Raw genomic sequence first — 16,973 nt, 5'->3', positions numbered from 1 at the left:
CATGTACGTAAGGGCGCAACTATAGCGCAACGGCAGGGGGCGTACCTGCGGCCCGGCCGCTAGAATGCGCGTTTGCCTAGCCAGTGCGGTGTATGGAATCACGCGCTCGGCACTTCGCGGACAAGCCCGCTCCCCATGGCCCTGCACATCACATCCTGTGTGATCGGCTCATGCCCTGCGGAGCTTGCCCGCGAAGCGCCAGTCGAGGATAGGCAGCCCACGCTTGCCCAGGAGCCCGCATGTCCCAACTGTCCACCGATTGGCGCGACCGCCGTACCCACCGCAAGGTCTGGGCCCTGGCCGCACCGATGATCCTGTCCAACGTCTCGGTGCCGCTGGTGGCCTTGGTCGACAGCACAGTGATCGGCCACCTGCCCCATGCCCACCAGTTGGGTGCGGTGGCGGTGGGCGCCACCCTGTTCACCTTCATGGTCGGGCTGATGGGTTTCCTGCGCATGGGCTCCACCGGCTTCGCCGCCCAGGCCGCCGGGCGCGCCGATGGTGCCGCGCTGCGCCAGGTGCTGGTGCAGGGGCTGCTGCTCGCGCTCGCCTTCGCCCTGCTGATCGGCCTGCTGGCCCTACCTTTCAGCCAACTGGCGCTGCACGCGATGCAACCGAGCGAAGCGCTGCAGCAATCCACCGAGGACTTCTTCCACACCCGCTTGCTCGGTCTGCCGGCAGCCCTGGCCAGCTATGCCTTGGTCGGCTGGTTCCTCGGCACCCAGAACGCCCGTGCGCCCCTGGCGATCCTGCTGGTCACCAACCTGCTCAACATCGTCCTCAACCTGTGGTTCGTCCTCGGCCTGGGCTGGGGTGTCCTGGGCTCGGCACGCGCCTCGGTGATCGCCGAATGGAGTGCCGCCCTGCTGGGCCTGGCCCTGACCCGCCCGGCCCTACGCGCCTACCCCGGGCGCATCGCCTGGCAGGCGCTGAAGCGCTGGCAGGCCTGGCGGCCGTTGTTGTCGGTCAACCGCGACATCTTCCTGCGCAGCCTGGCGTTGCAGTTGGTGTTCCTGCTGGTCACCGTCCAGGGCGCGCGGCTGGGCGAAGCCACGGTGGCGGCCAACGCCCTGCTGCTCAATGGCCTGATGCTCACCGCCTACGCCCTCGACGGCCTGGCCCATGCCGTCGAAGCGCTGTGCGGCCACGCCATCGGCGCCCGCGACCGTGACGCCCTGCGCCGCGCGATGGTGGTGGCCTGCGGCTGGTCGCTGCTCACCAGCCTGGGCTTCGCCGTGCTGTTCCTGCTCGGTGGGCACCTGTTCATCGATCTGCAGACCGATATCGACAGCGTGCGCGCGGCCGCCTACCCCTTCCTGCCCTACCTCGCCGTGCTGCCGCTGGTCGCGGTGTGGAGCTACCTGCTCGATGGCCTGTTCATCGGCGCCACCCGGGCACGGGAAATGCGCAATGCCATGTTGCTTTCCGTGCTGCTCGCCCTGCCCCTGGCACTGGGCATGCGCGGGCTCGGCAACCACGGGCTGTGGCTGGCGTTCCTGGGGTTCATGGGGTTGCGGGCGGTGAGCCTGGGCTGGCTCGGCTGGCGACTGCAGCAAAGGGATCAGTGGGTGCGCTGAACACCCACCGTCTTCCTCGTATGGGAGCGGCCTTGCGGGACGCCGGACCGGTCGGAAAGGGCCGCAAAGCGGCCCCCTTGGATCACGAAGACAAATACGAAGACCGGGTCAGCCCCAGGCGCAGGGCATCGAGGAACTGCGTGCGCTCCCGTGCGCTGATCTTGGCGCTGGCGACCTTGTCGCGGTAGTGGGTCATCAGCTCTTCCGGCGACAGGTGCACGTAGCGCAGCATGTCCTCGATGGTGTCGTGGGTCTCGATGCCGGCGTGGTACACGCTGCCATCGGCGTTCTGGTAGATGTTCACCGAGTCGGTGTCGCCGAACAGGTTGTGCATGTCGCCGAGGATCTCCTGGTAGGCACCGACCAGGAAGATGCCCAGCAGGTAGTCCTCGCCCTCCTTGACGCCATGCACCGGCAGGCTGGTCTCGATGCTCTGCTCGTCGACGTACTGGTTGATCTTGCCGTCGGAGTCGCAGGTCAGGTCCTGCAACACGGCGCGGCGCAGGGGCTCTTCGTCCAGGCGATGCAGCGGCAGGATCGGCAGGACCTGGCCGATGGCCCAGGTGTCGGGCAGGCTCTGGAACACCGAGAAGTTGCAGATGTACTTGTCGGCCAGCTTGTCGTTGAGCTCGTCGAGCACCTGGCGGTGCGAGCGCTGGCGAGCCTTGAGCGAGTTGTGCAAGCGCCGGCAGAGGGCGAAGTAGCACTGCTCGGCCAGGGCCTTCTCGGCCAGCGAAACCTTGCCATCGGCATACTGGGCGGCCACGTCGCTCATGTAGTGGGTGGCGCGCCAGTAGGTCTCGGTGACCATCTCGATGTCGGTCGGCCCGAGCAGGTCGGCCAGCCAGCGCACGCTCTCGGGCAGGCTTTCCTTGTTCTCGATGGTCGGCACCTCGTCGTTGTGCTTCTCCACGTCGGTCACCTGCACCACCAGCATGGCGTGGTGCGCGGTCAGGGCGCGGCCGCTTTCCGAGAAGATGTGCGGGTGCGGCAGGCCCTGGGCGTCGCAGAACTCCTTGAGCATGCCGACCACGACGGCAGCGTAGTCGTCGATGTCGTAGTTGATCGAGCTGGCGTTGCGCGAGTGAGTACCGTCGTAGTCCACGCCCAGGCCACCACCGACATCGATATGATCCACCGGCAGGCCCAGGCCGCGCAGTTCGCCGTAGTAGCGGATGGCCTCCTTGAAGCCGTGCTGGTAGTCGGCCAGGTTGGCGATCTGCGACCCCATGTGGAAGTGCAGCAGGCGGATGCCCTGGTCGAGGCCGGCCTCACGGAAGCGCTGCACCACCGAGAGCAACTGGGCGGCCGACAGGCCGAACTTGGATTTCTCGCCCCCGGTGTCGGCCCACTTGCTCGATGCCAGCGACGACAGGCGCACGCGCAGCCCGACCTGCGGCTTGACCTTGAGCTCGCCAGCCTCCTCGATCACCAGGGCGACCTCGGACTCCTTCTCGATGACGATGAACACGTTGTGGCCGAGCTTCTGGCCCATCAGCGCCAGGCGGATGAACTCGCGGTCCTTGTAGCCGTTGCAGACGATGGTACCGCCCTTCGGCGCCAGCGCCAGCACCGCCAGCAGCTCGGGCTTGGAGCCGGCCTCCAGGCCGATGGAGACGTTCTGGGTGGCGATGATGTTCTCCACCACCGCTTCCTGCTGGTTGACCTTGATCGGGTACAGGGCCGTGTACTTGCTCTGGTATTCCAGGCGCGCGATGTTGGCATCGAAGGCGCCGGTCAGTTGGCGCACGCGGTGCTGCAGGATGTCGGGGAAGCGCACCAGCAGCGGCAGGGAAAGACCGCTCTGGCGCAGCTCGTCGATCTGCGCATAGAGATCGATCGGCGCGCTGTCCGGGCCGTTGGGGCGCACTTCGACGCGCCCGGCTTCATTGATGGCGAAATAACCAGCGCCCCAATGGCGGATACCGTAAACACTGCGGCTGTCGGCCACGGTCCATTGGCTGCCATCGTCTTTGCGTGTGCGTCGTACGGACATTCAAGTCCCCTGTAGATAAAGTCGAAGACACTGCCCCGCGCAGGAGGCGGATGCAGTGTAGAAACTGAAAATGACGATTCGCCCGTGTCCAGGGATAGACCCTGGCTACGGGAACGAGTTTAGAAAGCCCAGGGCAAAAAATCGCGCAACCGGCATCAGCCGCCGGATTTCTTCGCCTTGAAGCCCTGCTTGGCCAGCTCGGCGAGCAGCAGCTCGACGTGGTCGCCCTGGATCTCGATGACCCCATCCTTCAGCGCGCCCCCGGTGCCGCAACGGCGCTTGAGGTTGCTGGCCAGCTCCTTGAGCTGGTCCAGGGGCAGCGGCACGCCGCTGATGGTGGTCACGGTCTTGCCGCCCCGGCCTTTGCTTTCGCGGCGCACACGGGCGATCCCATCCCCTGCGGGGATGACCTGTTGCTTGCAGATGCAGGCGTCCACCGGCTTGCCACAGTCCGGGCAATGCCGACCGGCATCGGTGGAGTACACAAGACCGCCAAGGGCGGCGAAGGAAGAAGCTTTCTTGGCCACTTTTGTTCCTCTTGCTGAGGACAAAAACTGGTCGACGCCTGGAGCCAGGGCCGACCGCGAAGCCCCACTCTGGCAGGGGCAGCGCTACTGCCGCAGGTCCTGCGGCAGCCCGAAAAGGGCGCGCAGTTTAACGATAAATCCGCCGGTTGCTAAGTACCCGGATGCGCCATTTTACGAATGTTTTGCGACCCCTTCGCGGGTAGGCCAGTCAGTCGAGCGGTGCTTTGGCAATCCTGGGGCCGCTTCGTGCCCCAAACACTAACGCAACCCTGCCTTGTAGCGCTGCAAGGCGGCCAGCGAGTCGGGGCAGTACGGCTGGACCAGGCTGTCGGCCTCGGCCCGGGCGATGCTGACGAAACGCGCCTCGCTGACCTCCTCCGGCTGCAGCCGCAGCGGCGCATCGGAAACCGCCGAGAACACCGCGCACCACAGGCGGTTGTCGGGCTGATCGAAGTAGAAGCGCTCATGAAAGCGCAACTCGACGCCACCGATGCCCAGCTCCTCCTCCAGTTCACGCGCCGCCGACTCCGCGTAGCTCTCCCCGGCCGCCACCATGCCCCCGGCAGCCACGTCCCAGTAGCCGGGATACAGCGCCTTGCTCAGGGTGCGCCGATGCACGCACAGCTCGCCGGCACTGTTGAACAGCAGGATGAAGGTGCAGCGGCCGATCAGGCCACGCTCGCGCAGTTCGGCCCGTGGCAGGGCGCCGAGCAGGCGGTCGGCCTCGTCGACCCAGGCGACCGATTCACGATCCGAGGCCGCACGATGCGCGGCCTCGGCTGGGCTGATGGCCATCCTCAGCCCTGCGACAGCAGTTGACGCAGGTCGATGACCGCGGCGTTGGCCCGGGAAATGTAGTTGGCCATCACCAGCGAGTGGTTGGCCCACATGCCGAAGCCGCTGCCGTTGAGCACCATCGGGCTCCACAGTGCCTCCTGGGAGGCCTCCAGCTCACGGATGATCTGGCGTACGCTGACGGTGGCGTTCTTCTTCGCCAGCACATCGGCGAAGTCCACCTCGATGGCGCGCAGCAGGTGGGACAGCGCCCAGGCCTGGCCACGGGCCTCGTAGAACACGTTGTCGATCTGCAGCCAGGGCGTTTCCACCAGCTCTTCGTCGACCTGCGGCGCCTGGCCTGCGACCACCGACTCGGTCTTCAGGGTGCTGTTGAGCTTGACCCGGCCAACGCTGGCCGACAGGCGCTGGGACAGCGAACCCAGGCGCGTGGCCACGTCGCCCAGCCAGTTGTTCAGGTTGTCGGCGCGGGTATAGAAGATCGCGCCCTGGTCGCCGGCGGCCAGGCGGGACTGGTAGCGGGTCAGCGACTTGAGGCCCTCCTCGAACTCCGACTCGCTGGACGGCAGGATCCAGCTCTTGTTGTCGAAGTTGAAGCGCGGCTCGGCCTTGGCCAGGTCGGCATCCTCGGTGGATTGCGACTGGGAGCGAGCGAAGTCCTTGCGCAGAGCGCGGGCCAGGTCGCGCACCTGGACCAGCACGCCGTATTCCCAGCTGGGCATATTGTCCATCCACAGCCCAGGCGGGAAGCGGTCGTTGGAGATATAGCCGCCCGGCTTGTCCAGCAAGGTGCCGGCCACGGTCTTGAGGGTCTCGATGGTGGTATAGCCAACCACCATCTGCTGGTTGCTGCGCTCGGCCGCGGCCTGGGCGTTCTGCTGCACCGGGAACAGGTCCGGCTCCTGGCTCCAGTACCAGCTCAGGCCGATGCACCCCAGCAGGTACAGGCCGATCAGGGTGCCCAGGGCACGGCTCCACAGGCCGCCAAGGTAACTACGGGTAGCAGCGCCACGGGCATCGACCCGCTCGCGGGGCTCGGCCTTGGCCTCGCGGTTTTTCCAGTCCAGCATGGCTATATCCTTAATCAGTCACGACGTTCAGGGGCTTGGACCTCCAGCCTCGGCCAGGGTGCCACCGCAAGCCCGCGTGGCAGCACTATAAAGCAGACACCGGCGTATGCATAAGCGACCAATGACCCAGGCCCCCAAATAGCCGGGCCATCGGGCGTGCCCGTGAACAGCAATAGCGAATAAAGGCAAAACGCCACTTTTATCCGCCTCCGTCATCACCTCGTCACAAAACCGCAATAACTTCAGGCACCTACCTCTCCATCCCCGCTGGAAGTTCTCGGCTATGCGCCTGAAGTGGCTGACCAATTTCAACACCCTGCTGCTGGTGACCGTCTGTATCGCCCTGGCTGCGACCCTGTGGTGGTCGCAACGCGCCCTGGAGCGTCCCTACCAATTGATGGAGCGCTACCTGGGCCTGTCGCAGCAGTTCCAGAACGATGCGGCGAGCAACATCCAGGCCTACCTGGGCAGCGGCGACGCCCTGCGCCACGCCGCAGCCATGGCGGCCAACACGCAGTTGCAGGCAGCCCTGGCCGACTGGCCCGAAGCGCTGGCCGACCAGTTGCGCCCCAGCCTGGACCACCTGCAAGCGTTCACCGCCAACGAGCTGCTCGCCGCCGGCAAGCTGGCCGGCGATCCCCAGGCCCTGCTGCTGCAGGCCGAGCGTGAACTTGGCGCCAACTTCGAGCAATTGGCCACTTACGCGCGCGACAGCGCCAACCCCGAGGCCGAGCGCTACCTCGTGCCACTGTTCGACGCCAGCCTGCACCTGGGGCGCCTGTCCCTGGCCCGGGACAAGCTGGTCAGCAGTGGCCGCGCCGAGCTTGCCGACGAAGTCGAACGCGAACTGCAAGCGATCCGCGCCCAGGCCCAGGTGATCGACAGCCTGCCCTTGCTGGGCGTGACCCGCGCCGCCGAGTCCAACGCCGACGACTTCGCCGCCCTGATGGGCCTGGAGACCCAAGCCAGCGATCAACGCGAGGATGTCGCGGTGGGCCTCAAACGCGAGCTGCACAGCCTGCTGGGCCGCTACCCTGCCGAACTGCAGCGCACCCGCGAGCAGATCGAGCGCCGCGCCGCCCTGGCCGCCAGCACTGGCGAGCGCCTGGGCGCCGTGCAACAGGCCATCGCCGGCCTGGAGCCGCAGGTGCGCGGCCAGCACGCGACGATCGCCAGCGAAGTGCGCCTGATCCAGGGCCTGATGATCGGCCTGATCCTGCTGATCGCCCTGCTCGTCGATACCCTCCAGCGCCGCCTGGCCCGTACCCTGACCGGCCTGGCCCCGGCGCTGTCGCGCTGGGCCGAGGGCGACTTCGCCGAGGCCATCGCCCTGGGCCGCACCAACCGTGAGCTGCACGACATCCAGGCGTCGCTCAACCGCCTGCGCCAGTACCTGGTGGAGCTGGTCGGCACCCTTCGCCACAACGCCGAGCAGGTGGCCGGCAGCAGCCACGCCCTGGCCGGCATGAGCACCGCCCTGCACCACGGCGCCGAGCGCCAGGCCGGCGACACTGCGCAGATCCGCGATGCCCTGGGCGAGCTGGAGGCGACCATCCAGCAAGTCGCCGGCGATGCCAGCTCGGCCGCCGACGCCAGCCGCGACGCCGGCCGCGCGGTGGAACAGGGCCAGGCGGTGATCGGCCAGAGCCTGTCCGGCTTGCGCGCGCTGGTGGATGAGGTCCAGGGCAATGCGCAGATGATCGAGCAACTGGCCGAGGAGTCGGCCACGATCGGCGGTGTACTGACGGTGATCCGCGCCATCGCCGAGCAGACCAACCTGCTGGCCCTCAATGCCGCGATCGAGGCGGCGCGAGCCGGCGAGATGGGCCGAGGTTTCGCCGTGGTCGCCGATGAGGTGCGCTCGCTGGCCCAGCGCACCACAGGTGCCACAGGCGAGATCCAGGCGCTGATCGACCGCCTGCAGCAGGCTGCCCGCGAGTCGGTGGAGGGTATGCGCGCCCAGCTGGAACACGCCGAGACCACCGCCAGCCAGGCCCAGGCCGCCGATGGTGCGCTGGACGAGATCGTCAGCGCCATTCGCACCATTGCCGATACCGCAGTGCGCATCGCCGACGTGACCGCACAGCAGAGCGGCGCGGTGAGCGAGATCCGCGATCACAGCGAGCGGATCCACGCACTGGGCGAAGACAACCTGCAACGTATCGGCGAAGGACGCGAGCAAGGGGAGCAACTGCTCAAGCTGGGTGGCGAGCTGAATACGGCGGTGCGGGCGTTTCGCCTCTGAGGCGCGGCAAGAAAAAGCAGGCGGCGCCCATTTGAGCCGAGCACAGCCATGACAAGCGGCGCCGATCAGCTTGCAGCTTCGCCCCCAACCCCAGGCAACTCCGCTATCATGCGCCCAGGTTCCACCTCGCGAGTCCGCCATGCGCCGCCTGTTTTTCCTGCTGTTCCTGCTGCTGGCCAGCCCCGCCTTCGCCAGCGGCCTGCTCGACAACCGCCCCAGCGCCACCCTCGGGGCCGCCTCGTCGTCCAACAACGCCGACTTCCTGCCCGTCCACGAAGCCTTCAAGCTCAGCCTGGTGCATGCCGATGCCCAGACCATCAAGCTGCGCTTCGTCGTCGCCGACGGCTACTACCTCTACCGCCACCGCTTCCAGTTCCATACCGAACCCACCGACATCGTCCTCGGCGCACCGCGGATCCCCAACGGCGAAGCCAAGCACGACGAGTTCTTCGGCGACGTCGAGGTGTACCACGGCGTGCTCGACATCGAACTGCCGCGCAACGCCTCGGACCTGCGCGCCTTCACCCTGCTGGTGGGCTACCAGGGCTGCGCCGACAAGGGCCTGTGCTACCCCCCGGAAACCGAACGGCTGAGCATCGGCGGCGAAGGCGGCAAGCCCGGCGCGCTTCCCCTCGGCGACGAGAAGGGCTGGAGCTGGCAGTCGCTGCTGCTGTTCTTCCTCGCCGGTGTCGGCCTGACCTTCACCCCCTGCGTGCTGCCCATGCTGCCGATCCTCTCTGGGGTGGTGCTGCGCGGCCAGGTCGGTGGCTGGCGCGGCCTGTCCCTGTCGCTGGCCTACGTGCTGCCGATGGCCGCCAGCTTCGCCGTGCTCGGCGCGCTGATGGGCGTATTCGGCGCCAGTCTCAACCTGCAGGCACGCCTGCAGTCGGCCTGGGTGCTGGTGCCCTTCGCGCTGTTCTTCGTGCTGTTCGCCCTGGCCATGTTCGGCCTGTTCGAGCTGAAGCTGCCCCAGGCCCTGGGCAATCGCCTGAACAGCCTCGCCAACCGCACCCGGGGCGGCTCGCTGCTGGGCGCCGCGGTGCTCGGCGTGCTCTCCAGCCTGCTGGTATCGCCCTGCGTATCGGCGCCGCTGGCCGGCGCCTTGCTGTACATCAGCGCCAGCGGCGATGCCCTGGGCGGGGCATTGAAACTGTTCGCCCTCGGCCTGGGCATGGGCGCCCCCCTGCTGCTGGTGGCCACCGGTGGCGCGGCCTGGCTGCCCAAGAGCGGCCCCTGGTTGAACACGGTCAAGAACGCCATCGGCGTGCTCCTGCTGGGCCTGGCCATCGGCCTGCTCAGCCGCGTGCTGCCTGGCCCCGTGACACTGCTGCTGGTCGGCCTGCTGGCCGCCGGGGTGGCGCTGTTCCTCGGCGCCCTGGAATTCGTGGTCAAGACGCCCCGCCAGCGCCTGGCGCAATTGCTCGGCCTGGCCCTGCTGGTCTATGCCCTGGCCTGCTGGTACGGCGCCTTGAGCGGTCGCGGCGACCCACTGCGCCCGCTGCCACCCCCCACGCCCGCGAGCAGCGCCGGTAACCCGGCCGCCAGCACGGCCAGCGCCTGGCAGACCCTCAGCACGCCCGCGGCGCTGGATGCCGCCCTGGCCGAGGCCAAGGCCGCCGGCCAGCCGGTGCTGCTGGACTGGTACGCCGACTGGTGCATCAGTTGCAAGGTGATCGAGCACGAAGTGCTCAATGCCCCGCAGGTCCAAGCGCAACTGGGCGCCTTCAAGCTGCTGCGCTTCGATATCACCGAGAGCAACGCCCAGCAACGCGCCCTGCTCGACCGCTACCAGCTGTTCGGCCCACCGGCCCTGTTGTTCTTTGCAGCGAACGGCAGCGAAATGACCGCTGATCGGGTCATTGGCGAGATAAATGCCACGGAATTTGCCAATCATCTGGTGCGCGTGCGCAGCGATCTGGGTCTATAACTTCCCGCGAGGCGGGATTTTTCATTGCAGCGGTGACCAGATTTAATCATCTGGTCACATACTTTGCGCGAACCTCGGACATCGTGCTGCGTATTGCCGGGAACTGGACACTCCTCTGCTCTTGCGGCATAGTCGCCGCGCTATGTCGTATTGCCCTACAAAATCAAGGAATCCGCAGATGGCGACCCTACTGGTGCTGCACGGCCCCAACCTCAACCTGCTCGGTACCCGCGAACCGGGCCACTACGGCGCCGTGACCCTGGCCCAGATCAACCAGGACCTGGAGCAGCGTGCCCGCGCCGCCGGTCACCACCTGCAATACCTGCAGAGCAATGCCGAGTACGAACTGATCGACCGCATCCACGCCGCCCGCAACGAAGGCGTGGACTTCATCCTGATCAATCCGGCGGCGTTCACCCACACCAGCGTCGCATTACGTGACGCATTGCTCGCGGTGAGCATCCCATTCATCGAAGTGCACCTCTCGAACGTGCACAAACGCGAACCGTTCCGTCATCACTCCTACTTCTCCGATGTCGCCGTAGGGGTGATCTGCGGCCTGGGCGCCACCGGCTACCGGTTGGCCCTGGAGTCTGCGCTGGAATACCTGGCTGCCAACGCACAGCCCTGATGACACAAGGCCTCGGCCCCTTCGGGCCGGGGTTTGGAAAAACGTTTTCGACACGTTTTCAATTACGTCCCCGACCGAACCTTGGGAGTTGATGATTAATGGATATCCGTAAAGTCAAGAAGCTGATCGAACTGCTGGAAGAGTCTGGCATCGACGAACTGGAGATCAAGGAAGGCGAAGAGTCCGTTCGCATCAGCCGTCACAGCAAGACCCCGGCCGGCCAGCAGTTCTTCGCCGCCCCGGCGCCGGTCGCCGCGCCCGTGGCCGCTGCCGTAGCCCCGGTTGCCGCCGCGCCGGTCGCCGAAGCCGCTGCCGCCGCACCGGCCCTCAAAGGCACCGTGGTTCGCTCGCCGATGGTCGGCACCTTCTACCGCAAGCCTTCGCCGACCTCGGCCAACTTCGCCGAAGTCGGTCAGACCGTGAAGAAAGGCGATACCCTGTGCATCGTCGAAGCCATGAAGATGATGAACCACATCGAAGCCGATGTCGGCGGTGTCATCGACGCCATCCTGGTGGAAGACGGTCAGCCGGTTGAGTTCGACCAGCCGCTGTTCACCATCGTTTGAACCGCGGAGAGCCTGCGATGTTGGAAAAAGTTCTGATCGCCAACCGCGGCGAAATTGCCCTGCGTATCCTGCGTGCCTGCAAGGAACTGGGTATCAAGACCGTCGCCGTACACTCCACGGCCGACCGCGAGCTGATGCACCTGGGCCTGGCTGACGAGTCCGTGTGCATCGGCCCGGCGTCGTCCCGCGAATCCTACCTGCACATCCCGGCGATCATCGCCGCTGCCGAAGTGACGGGCGCCACCGCCATCCACCCAGGCTACGGCTTCCTCGCCGAGAACGCCGACTTCGCCGAACAGGTGGAGAAATCCGGCTTCGCCTTCATCGGCCCGAAAGCCGACACCATCCGCCTGATGGGCGACAAGGTCTCGGCCAAGGACGCGATGATCAAGGCCGGCGTGCCGACCGTGCCGGGCTCCGACGGCCCGCTGCCGGAAGACGAGGAAACCGCGCTGGCGATCGCCCGCGAGGTAGGCTACCCGGTGATCATCAAGGCCGCCGGTGGCGGTGGTGGTCGCGGCATGCGCGTGGTGCACAAGGAAGAAGACCTGATCGCCGCGGCCAAGCTGACTCGCAACGAAGCCGGTGCCGCCTTCGGCAACCCGATGGTCTACCTGGAGAAGTTCCTGACCAACCCACGCCACGTGGAAGTCCAGGTGCTTTCCGACGGCCAGGGCAACGCCATCCACCTGGGCGACCGTGACTGCTCCCTGCAGCGCCGTCACCAGAAGGTGCTGGAAGAAGCCCCGGCCCCGGGCATCGACGAGGACGCCCGCCAGGAAGTGTTCGCCCGCTGCGTGCAGGCGTGCATCGAGATCGGCTACCGCGGTGCCGGTACCTTCGAGTTCCTGTACGAGAACGGTCGTTTCTACTTCATCGAGATGAACACCCGCGTTCAGGTCGAGCACCCGGTCTCGGAGATGGTCACCGGTATCGACATCGTCAAGGAGATGCTCAGCATCGCCGCTGGCAACAAGCTGTCGATCCGCCAGGAAGACGTGGTCATCCGTGGCCACTCGCTGGAGTGCCGGATCAACGCCGAGGACCCGAAGAAGTTCATCCCGAGCCCAGGTACCGTCAAGCACTTCCATGCTCCGGGCGGCAATGGCGTGCGTGTCGACTCGCACCTGTACAGCGGTTACTCGGTCCCGCCGAACTACGACTCGCTGATCGGCAAGCTGATCACCTACGGCAAGGACCGCGACGAAGCCATGGCGCGCATGCGCAATGCCCTGGACGAGATCGTGGTCGACGGCATCAAGACCAACATCCCGCTGCACCGTGACCTGGTGCGCGATGAAGGTTTCTGCAAAGGTGGCGTCAACATCCACTACCTCGAGCACAAACTGGCCAACCAGGAGTGATCGTGCGTGTGAGGTGACAGAACCCCGGCCTGGTGCCGGGGTTCTTTTTTAGCGGCAAGCGACAAGAAAAACCAGGCGGCCCCCTAACCTTTCATCCGGGGCATCTCGATCCGGTGCTCGTGGACCCGTCGATACAGGGTCGCCCGCGAGATTCCCAGGGCCCGTGCCGCCTCCGCCGGCTTCCAGCGATGGCGAATCAGGGCATCGAGCAAGGCTTGGCGTGCTGGGCTGGAGATTGCCGCTTCAGTGGAGGGCGCGTACCCACTACGCACCTCCTCGGGCAGATCCTCCAGCCCTACCTGGCCGCCCTCGCACACCGCGCAGGCATAGCGCAGCACTTGCCGCAACTGCCGCAGGTTGCCCGGCCAGCGATAGGTCAACAGCGCCTCCAGCGCCGCATCGGCCAGCACCACCTCGACGCCGCACGCCTCGGCCTCCTCCGCCAGCAACCGGTGGATCAGCCCCAGTCGGTCCTCCCGCTCGCGCAGCGGCGGTAATTCGAAACGTGCGTTGGCCAGGCGGAAATACAAGTCCTCGCGAAAGCGCCCTTCGGCCACCATCGCCGCCAGGTCGCGGTGGGTCGCGCAGATCACCTGGATATCCACCCGCTCACGGCGCGCCGCCCCCAACGGCGCTACCTCGCCCTCGGCCAGCACTCGCAGCAAGCGGGTCTGCAAGTTAAGCGGCATGTCGCCGATTTCATCGAGGAACAAGGTGCCGCCATCGGCCTGTTGCAGCAGCCCCTGCATGCCCTTGCTCGACGCACCGGTGAACGCACCGGCCACGTAGCCGAACAGTTCGCTCTCGATCAGGCTCTCGGGTATCGCCGCGCAGTTCAGGGTGACGAACGGCCCGTCGCGGCGCTGGCTCTGCTGGTGCAACTGGCGGGCGAAGACCTCCTTGCCGGCGCCGGTCTCGCCCAGTACCAGCACCGCCAGGTTGCAATCCTTCACCCGCGTGGCCAGGCGCAGGTGCTGTTCGATGCGCGCATCCTGGGCCTGGCGCGGCGGCACTGCCCGGCTACGCCGTTGCGGTGCGCTGACCCGCCCATAGAGGCCGCCCCAACCTGGCAGGCGTTGTGCCGAGGCATCGCTGGCGCGGCGCAGTTGGTCGAGGTCGAACACCTCGCCGATATGCGCGGGCAAGCGGCCATGCTGCGCGAGCAGGCGCTGGCGGGCCAGGCTGTTGATCGCCTGCAGGCGGCCGTCGGCATCCCAGGCCAGCAGGTAGTCCGGCTGGCTCTCCACGTAGCCCGGCGTGCCATGGGCGCGCATCACCCAATGGCCCTGGGCGCTGTGCATGAAGAAGGCGTTCTCGATCTCCCGTGCGGTCTGCTCCACCAACTGGCGGATCAGGTGCTGGCTGCGCCGGTCGTCGGGCGACTGCAGGGCGGAAACATCCACCACCCCGAGCAGTTCGCCATGGGGGTCGAACACCGGCGCCGCGGTGCAGGTCAGGCCGATGAAGGCGGCGCGAAAATGGTCGCGCTTGTGCACCGTGACCGGGGCCTTGCTGGTCAGCACCGCCGCCACCCCGCAGGTACCCTCCTCGCCCTCCGACCAGCAGGTGCCCAGGTACAGCCCGGCCTTGCGGCAGTCGTTGCGGATCGCCGACTCCACCCGATAGTCGATGGTGCGCCCCAGAGCGTCGGTGAGCAGCACGCAATAGTCGGCGCCGCGCACCCGCTCATGCAACCGCGCCACCGCATCGCTGGCGATGCGCAGGAACAGCTCGGCGCGTTCGCGGCATTCGTTGAGCAGTGTCTGGGAAAGGATGCGCGGGCCCTGCAAGGAGCCCGGGTCGAGGCGGTACAACTCCATGGAGCGGCGCCACGAGTCGAGGATCAGCGTCGGCACCGGGGCCTGGGGCAGGCGATCGGCGTTCTTCAGCACCCGGCTGACGCAATCGACATGGGCTCGGGAGTTCGCGGCAAGCATTGGGGCCCTCCGGTTCTCGTGTTCTTGTCGTTGTGCGGCCATTAAGCGCCTCCACGGATTGTCCGACAAGCGCCGCGTGATCACCGGTGCGCTTGAGACGCAGCGTCTCAGTGTCTCGCCGGCGCCCCCGCCCGGCTGGCACCCGGCGTCTCGCCTGGCACCGCCCAGGCTTCGCCTGCAACCCTGCCGGATCGCTCTGCCACGCGCCTTACAGGCAGCCCAGGCAAACCTGGCACCGCGCTTGCTCAAGCCCTGGCAAACAAGAAAACGAGGTGCGCCATGCCGCAACCCGCCCCGACCATCGGCATCATCGCCAACCCAGCGTCCGGTCGCGACCTGCGTCGCCTGACCGCCAATGCCGGGCTGTACTCCAGTACCGACAAGGCCTCGGCCATCCAGCGCCTGCTCGCGGCCTTCGGCGCCACCGGCATCGCCCGGGTGCTGCTGCCCACCGACATGACCGGTATCGCCGCCGCCGTGCTCAAGGCCAGCCTCGGCCCGCTGGCCCGTGACCAGCACTGGCCCACCCTGGAAGTCCTCGACCTGCCACTGACCCAGACCGTCGCCGACACCCGCCTGGCCACCCGCCAGATGGTCGAGCGCGGCGTGGCGATGATCGCCGTGCTCGGTGGCGACGGGACCCACAAGGCCGTGGCTGCCGAGGCTGGCGACGTGCCCTTGCTGACCTTGTCCACCGGCACCAACAACGCCTTTCCCGAACTGCGCGAGGCCACCAGCGCGGGCCTGGCCGGCGGCCTGCAGGCCAGCGGCCAGATCCCCGCCGGCATCGGCCTGCGCCGCAACAAGCGGCTGCTGGTGCGCGTGCCCGAACAGGGCCTGTGCGAGTGGGCGCTGGTGGAGGTCGCCGTGTCGCCCCAGCGCTTCATCGGTGCCCGCGCCCTCAGCCGCAGCGAAGACCTGGCCGAAGTCTTCGCCTGTTTCGCCGAACCCCATGCCATCGGCCTGTCGGCCCTGTGCGGGCTGTGGTGCCCGGTGTCGCGCCACGACCCGCACGGTGCCTGGGTGCGTCTCGAGGCCGACAGCGCACAGGCCCTGCTCGCCCCGCTGGCCCCCGGCCTGCTGCAGGGCTGCGGCATCAGCGCCTCGGGCCCGCTCGAAGCCGGCGTGGCCTACCCCCTGGCCCTGACCAGCGGCACCTTGGCCCTGGACGGCGAACGGGAGATCGAGTTCGCCGAGCACGACACCCCGACCATCACCCTCGACCCCCACGGCCCCCTGACCGTGGATGTCGAGGCCGTGCTGGCCCATGCCGCCCGTCATCACCTGCTGGTCGTCCCCCGCGACCACCGGCGCCCCGCTGCACCCCCGTGTTGAGACAACCCTGGAGAACAACAAGATGTCCACTCACCTCAGTTCCGAGCAGTTGCTGCATGCCTATGAAGTGATGCGCACCATCCGCACCTTCGAAGAACGCCTGCACGTCGAGTTCGCCACCGGCGAGATCCCCGGCTTCGTCCACCTGTATGCCGGCGAGGAAGCCTCCGCCGCCGGGGTCATGGCCCACCTGCGCGACAGCGACTGCATTGCCTCGACCCACCGCGGCCACGGCCACTGCATCGCCAAGGGCGTCGACGTGTACGGCATGATGGCCGAGATCTACGGCAAGAAGACCGGCGTGTGCGGCGGCAAGGGTGGCTCCATGCACATCGCCGACCTGGAGAAGGGCATGCTCGGTGCCAACGGCATCGTCGGTGCCGGCGCCCCCTTGGTGGCCGGCGCCGCCCTGGCCGCCAAGATCAAGGGCCGCGACGATGTGTCGGTGGCCTTCTTCGGCGACGGAGCCTCCAACGAAGGCGCGGTGTTCGAGGCGATGAACCTGGCCTCGATCATGAACCTGCCGTGCATCTTCGTCGCCGAGAACAACGGCTACGCCGAGGCCACGGCCTCGACCTGGTCGGTGGCGTGCGATCACATCGCCGACCGCGCCGCCGGCTTCGGCATGCCTGGCGTGACCATCGACGGCTTCGACTTCTTCGCCGTGCACGAGGCCGCTGGCGCCGCCATCGAGCGCGCCCGCGCCGGGCAAGGGCCGTCGCTGATCGAGGTCAAGCTCAGCCGCTACTACGGCCACTTCGAAGGCGACGCCCAGACCTACCGGGCCCCGGACGAGGTGAAGAACCTGCGTGAAAGCCGAGACTGCCTGCTGCAGTTTCGCCACAAGACCACCCACGCCGGCCTGCTGACCCTCGACCAGCTCGATGCCATCGACGCCCGTGTCGAGGCCCTGATCGACGACGCCGTGCGCCGCGCCAAGTCCGACCCCAAGCCGCAGCCCGCCGACCTGCTCAGCGACGTCTACGTCGCCTACCCCTGAGCC

General features: G+C 67.2%; 12 protein-coding genes and 1 pseudogene. 8 read left to right on the top strand and 5 right to left on the bottom strand.

Annotated elements, in window-relative coordinates:
* The first annotated feature begins 239 nt into the window (after window positions 1-239).
* Window positions 240-1,577 carry an MATE family efflux transporter gene (locus ACDI39_RS20865; RefSeq protein WP_225790498.1) on the top strand — a complete coding sequence of 446 codons (1,338 nt, stop codon included), beginning with the start codon at window positions 240-242 and terminating at the stop codon, window positions 1,575-1,577.
* 82 nt (window positions 1,578-1,659) lie between these two features.
* On the opposite strand, the gene speA is transcribed toward ACDI39_RS20865, so the two are convergent.
* From speA to ACDI39_RS20845, 4 genes are all read right to left on the bottom strand, one after another.
* On the bottom strand, window positions 1,660-3,573 hold the full coding sequence (gene speA / locus ACDI39_RS20860) for an arginine decarboxylase (RefSeq protein WP_225790499.1): 1,914 nt from the start codon (window positions 3,571-3,573) through the stop codon (window positions 1,660-1,662).
* Between the two features lie 155 nt (window positions 3,574-3,728).
* Entirely contained in the window at window positions 3,729-4,100 is a 372-nt protein-coding gene (locus ACDI39_RS20855) for a translation initiation factor Sui1 (RefSeq protein ID WP_225790500.1), read from the bottom strand.
* A 258-nt stretch (window positions 4,101-4,358) separates the two neighbouring features.
* Window positions 4,359-4,895: an NUDIX hydrolase gene (locus ACDI39_RS20850; protein WP_253081008.1), complete on the bottom strand. Its 537-nt coding sequence runs from the start codon at window positions 4,893-4,895 to the stop codon at window positions 4,359-4,361.
* Window positions 4,896-4,897: 2 nt separating this feature from the next.
* Window positions 4,898-5,965, bottom strand: a complete 1,068-nt coding sequence (locus ACDI39_RS20845) for a DUF2333 family protein (protein ID WP_486537008.1) — start codon at window positions 5,963-5,965, stop codon at window positions 4,898-4,900.
* A 1,729-nt stretch (window positions 5,966-7,694) separates the two neighbouring features.
* On the opposite strand from ACDI39_RS20845, the pseudogene ACDI39_RS20840 reads away from it, so the two are divergent.
* The 5 genes and pseudogenes from ACDI39_RS20840 to accC all read left to right on the top strand — a co-directional run.
* Window positions 7,695-8,210, top strand: a pseudogene (locus tag ACDI39_RS20840) (methyl-accepting chemotaxis protein); the annotation flags it as partial.
* Window positions 8,211-8,349: 139 nt separating this feature from the next.
* The gene (locus ACDI39_RS20835; RefSeq protein WP_368816071.1) at window positions 8,350-10,137 is read left to right on the top strand and encodes a protein-disulfide reductase DsbD; all 1,788 of its coding nucleotides are present in this window, start codon (window positions 8,350-8,352) and stop codon (window positions 10,135-10,137) included.
* Window positions 10,138-10,315: 178 nt separating this feature from the next.
* Window positions 10,316-10,768: a type II 3-dehydroquinate dehydratase gene (gene aroQ, locus ACDI39_RS20830; protein ID WP_070090423.1), complete on the top strand. Its 453-nt coding sequence runs from the start codon at window positions 10,316-10,318 to the stop codon at window positions 10,766-10,768.
* A 98-nt stretch (window positions 10,769-10,866) separates the two neighbouring features.
* The gene (accB, locus tag ACDI39_RS20825; RefSeq protein ID WP_225790505.1) at window positions 10,867-11,334 is read left to right on the top strand and encodes an acetyl-CoA carboxylase biotin carboxyl carrier protein; all 468 of its coding nucleotides are present in this window, start codon (window positions 10,867-10,869) and stop codon (window positions 11,332-11,334) included.
* Between the two features lie 17 nt (window positions 11,335-11,351).
* Window positions 11,352-12,698 (top strand): acetyl-CoA carboxylase biotin carboxylase subunit, encoded by a 1,347-nt coding sequence (gene accC / locus ACDI39_RS20820; RefSeq protein WP_225790506.1) that lies wholly within the window; start codon window positions 11,352-11,354, stop codon window positions 12,696-12,698.
* Between the two features lie 83 nt (window positions 12,699-12,781).
* On the opposite strand, the gene ACDI39_RS20815 is transcribed toward accC, so the two are convergent.
* Window positions 12,782-14,635, bottom strand: a complete 1,854-nt coding sequence (locus ACDI39_RS20815) for a sigma-54-dependent Fis family transcriptional regulator (protein WP_225790507.1) — start codon at window positions 14,633-14,635, stop codon at window positions 12,782-12,784.
* A gap of 279 nt (window positions 14,636-14,914) precedes the next feature.
* On the opposite strand from ACDI39_RS20815, the gene ACDI39_RS20810 reads away from it, so the two are divergent.
* Window positions 14,915-15,970: an ATP-NAD kinase family protein gene (locus tag ACDI39_RS20810; RefSeq protein WP_486537007.1), complete on the top strand. Its 1,056-nt coding sequence runs from the start codon at window positions 14,915-14,917 to the stop codon at window positions 15,968-15,970.
* 22 nt (window positions 15,971-15,992) lie between these two features.
* Complete coding sequence (locus tag ACDI39_RS20805) at window positions 15,993-16,970, top strand: thiamine pyrophosphate-dependent dehydrogenase E1 component subunit alpha (protein WP_486537006.1); 978 nt, start codon at window positions 15,993-15,995, stop codon at window positions 16,968-16,970.
* The last annotated feature ends 3 nt before the right edge of the window (window positions 16,971-16,973 follow it).

The organism is Pseudomonas sp. Tun-23181 (assembly GCF_057415455.1).
This window is presented reverse-complemented; position numbering and strand designations above follow the sequence as displayed.